General features: G+C 78.5%; 1 protein-coding gene. It reads left to right on the top strand.

The window, feature by feature from the left end; translation table 11 throughout:
* Positions 1-221: 221 nt before the first annotated feature.
* The coding region (locus GWI24_RS41905; protein ID WP_247617632.1) for a hypothetical protein at positions 222-3,767 on the top strand (3,546 nt) is incomplete at its 3' end.

The raw sequence follows: 3,767 nt of genomic DNA, 5'->3' as shown, positions 1-3,767 counted from the left end.
GATCGGCGAGCCCGGCCGGGGCGCGCCTGGAGTCGTCGCCTGGGTGCGGCTCGGCGGGCCGCGGGTCGTTGAGGCCGTGCGAATCGCTGCCCGGACGCGGCACGCGCGGGCGGGACGCGAGCGAGCGCGGCCGGGCGCGAGGCCTTGGGGCGACGGGTGTCCCGGGAAACCATCTTCCGGCGGGACGTGTGACCGGACGTGTGAGCGGCACAATCCCTGGCATGGTCAACGCGTCCGAAGCCCATCACGGCCCCGAAGCCCACCGCGGCCCCGAGCCTCCCCGCGCTCCCCGAACCCACGGCGCTCCCGAAGCCGATGCCACTCCCGAAGCCGATGGCGGCTCCGAAACCGATGGCGGCTCCGAAACCCTCGGCACTCCCGATCCCCACCGGGCCCTCGCCGACGAGTTGCTCGCCGCCCTCGATCCGCTGCCCTTTCCGCGCCGGATGCGGGAGCTGGCCGGGCGGGCGCGGGCGGCCAGTGCCGAGGGGCGGCTGGGCGCGCTGATCGAGGAGTTGGAGCGGCGCGGGACGTACGAACGGCGGCTGGCGGCCGTGGCCGCGGCCGCCGGCGGGCGCACCGGCCACCTCGCGGCGCGGCTCGCCGACCCGGACCCCGTGGTGCGGCACCGCGCCCTCGACACCGCCCGCCGCGGCGGCCCCGGCGCGGTCCCGGACGACGCGCTGGAGGCGGCCTTCGAGGACGCGCCCGCCACCGTACGGCGCGAACTGGCGCGCACCGTCGTGGCCGGGCGGCGCACCGCGCTCGCGGACCGGCTGATCGAGCCGTTCCGGGAGCGCTGGGGCGACGGCGAGGCCGCCCGGCTGCTCCCCGGATGCGGCGCCGAGACCGTGGCGCGGCTGCTGCCCGGGCTGTTCCACGCCGTCCGCGGCTGGCGGCCCCTCGTCTCCCGGCATCCCCTCGCCGTCCTGGACGAGGCGGCGCGTCAGCTCACCGCGCTGCCCGCGCCGCTGCGCGCCGACTGGTGGACCCGCTACGCGCCCTGTGTCGCGCTCGCCGCGCCCGTCGAGCCCGAGCGGGTGCTGGAGCTGCTGGAGGACTACGGCCAGGGCCCGCTCCCGACCCCCGTACGGGCCCGGCTGTCCGCGCTGGTGGCCGCCGAGCCGAGCCGTACGCTGCGGCTGCTGCTCGCCCCCGAGCACAGCGGCACCCGGCGGCGGCTGGACCGGGCCGTGCTGCGCCGGATCGTCCGCGCCGACCCGCCCGAGCTCGCCGAGCTCGGCCGGGCCCTGCGGCACGACGCCGACGCCCTCGCCCGGCTGCTGGCCGCGCTGCCGCCCGCCCGCCGCTCCGCGTTCTACGACCAGGCCACATACGACCAGGCCACATACGACCAGGCCACATACGACCAGGCCACCTACGACCAGGCCACCTACGACCAGGCCACCGATGGACGCGCCGCCGCCCGCGCCGTGATCGAGCCCGCCGTGCTCGAGGTCCTGCCGCGCCCCCGCCGCCAGGCCGAGGCCCGCCGGATGGCCGCTCAGGCGCGCGAGCGCGGCGCGCCCTGGACCACCGTGCTGGAGTCGGTGGCCCATCTGCCGGTCGAGGAGGCGCGCGAGGAGCTGGAGGCCGCCGTGCGCCGCTCCCCGGCCGAGGACCGCGCCCTGGCCCATCCGCTGCTGATCCGGTGCGTCGCCCGCTCCGGCGACCCGGACGCCCTCACCGAGCTGCTGCGCCGGCTGGAGCGGCTGCGCAACGAGCAAGACCCGGTGCGCTCCGCGGCGCTCGGCACGCTCGCCCACACCCACCCCGCGCTGTTCACCGACGACGCCGCCGAGCATCTGGACCGGATCGCCGCCGACGCGATCTCCGCCCGCGACTCGTCCTCCGCCACCCGCCAGGCGCTGCGCCACCTGGCCGTGGCGCTACTGCGCGAACACGCCGTCACCGGGCGGCGCCAGCTGCTGGGCTGGGCGCTGCGCACCCTCACCCGGCTCGCGGGCAGCGTCGGCGCCGCCGACCTGGGCCGCCTCGACCACCAGCTGCGGCGCGGCCAGGAGCAGGCGGTGTTCGAGGCGTTGCGGCCCTGGCTGGAGGCGGGCGCCGAACGGGTCGACCACGAGCTGACCTTCGCCCTCGCCCGCTCCCTCGGACGGCGCGCCCACACCCTCCCCGAGCTGCAGGAACTCCTGTGGCAGGCCATCTCGTTCGGCAGCGACGCGACGGCCCGCACCGCCATCGGGCTGTGGCTGGAACCACCGGCCGAGCGGGACGCCCGCGTGGCCGAGCTGCTCGCGCACGAGCCCTCGGCGGCCGTGCTGCCGTCCGTCCTGGCCGTGCTGACCCGCCGTCGCACCGATCTGCTCGACCTCGTCCTCGGCGACACCCCGCCGTACGGGCGCTTTCTGACCCCCGGCACCCACTGGACCCCGCCCACCGGGCGGGACACCGGCCGCTGGCTGCCCCGTCAGCAGGCCGCCGCCGCCCGCGTCCTGGACCGGGCCGCCGCCGACACCTCCCTGCGGCCGGGGCAGCGGGCGGCCGCCGTCGCCGGCGCCGCGCCGATTCCCGGCCACGGCGCGGCCACCGTCCGGACCTGGACGGACACCGACGATGTGGTCCTGGCCGAGACAGCGCTCGCCGCGCTCGCCCGCACCGACCGCCCCGGCGATGCACTTCCCGCCCTGTTCTCCCGCGCGGGCGACGACCGGGCCCGGGTGGCGATGTACGCGGCCACGAGAGCGTCCCGGTACGTCGAGCCGTCACGGCTGGGGCGGCTGGTGCGCGGGGTGCTCGCCCCGGACGGGGTCGCCACCGCCGTACCACCCGTCCCCGCGAAGGTCACCAGCCGTAAGGAGGCCGTCCGGCTCGCCGCCACCCTGCTCCCGGTGGCCGACGCCGCCGCGCTGCTCGCCGACGCCTTCGAACTGCCCGGCCAGCACCCCGATGTGCAGGCCGCCTGTGTCGCCTTCGCCACCGGGCTGCTCGACACCAAACGCGCCTGGGAGCTGCTGACCGCCGCCGCGAGCGGTCGGCGCGAGCTGCGCCATGCCGTGCTGCGCACCCGCCCGCTGGACCTCCCCGAGACCCACCGCGGCCGCTACGCCCAGCTCATACGCGCCGTCTGCGACACCGACGACCCCGAGGTGGCGGCGGCCGGGTACGGGGCGCTGGCCCGCTGGTCGCCGTGGGCGCCGGACGCGGCGGCCGTGCTGGTGGCGGCCGTCACCGACCTGGGCAACCGGGCGAGCTGGCGGCCCGCCGCCGACGCCCTGCTGGACCTGATGGCCGCGGCGCCCGACGGGTCGCCCGGTGACAACCCGCTGGCGTGGGCGCTCGCCGCGCTCGCCACCGCCGACGCCCGGCCCGGCGGCCCCGACGCCGAACCGGACCGGGACCGCCCCGCGCACCGCCGCATCCGGCACCTCGCCGACCGGCTCGCCACCCGGGCCCGGATGCGGCCCCGGGTGACCCGGCGCACCGCGCGGGCCGCCGGTGAACTCCTCGCCGGGTACGAGACGTTCGTCCAGGAGGCGGCCCATGTGCTGGTGAACGCCCTCGATCTGGACTCCCGCCCCGGCCCGCTGGCCGCCGCCCTCGCCCGCCTGGCCCGGCTGCACACCACCCGCCCCGCGCTCGCCGTCCGTACCGCCGACGCCCTGCGGCGACGGCTGAACACCGCCACGCGGCCGGGCTCCGGCGCGGCCCTGCTGCGCGCCGCGCGGGAGCTCGACGAGGACGGCGGCCACGCCTCCGGGCTGTTCGCCGCGACCCTTACGGAGGTGGCCGGGGCCCGTACGGAA

It is taken from the genome of Streptomyces sp. MK37H (assembly GCF_018035285.1).
Taxonomy (GTDB): Bacteria; Actinomycetota; Actinomycetes; order Streptomycetales; family Streptomycetaceae; genus Streptomyces; species Streptomyces endocoffeicus.
This window is presented reverse-complemented; position numbering and strand designations above follow the sequence as displayed.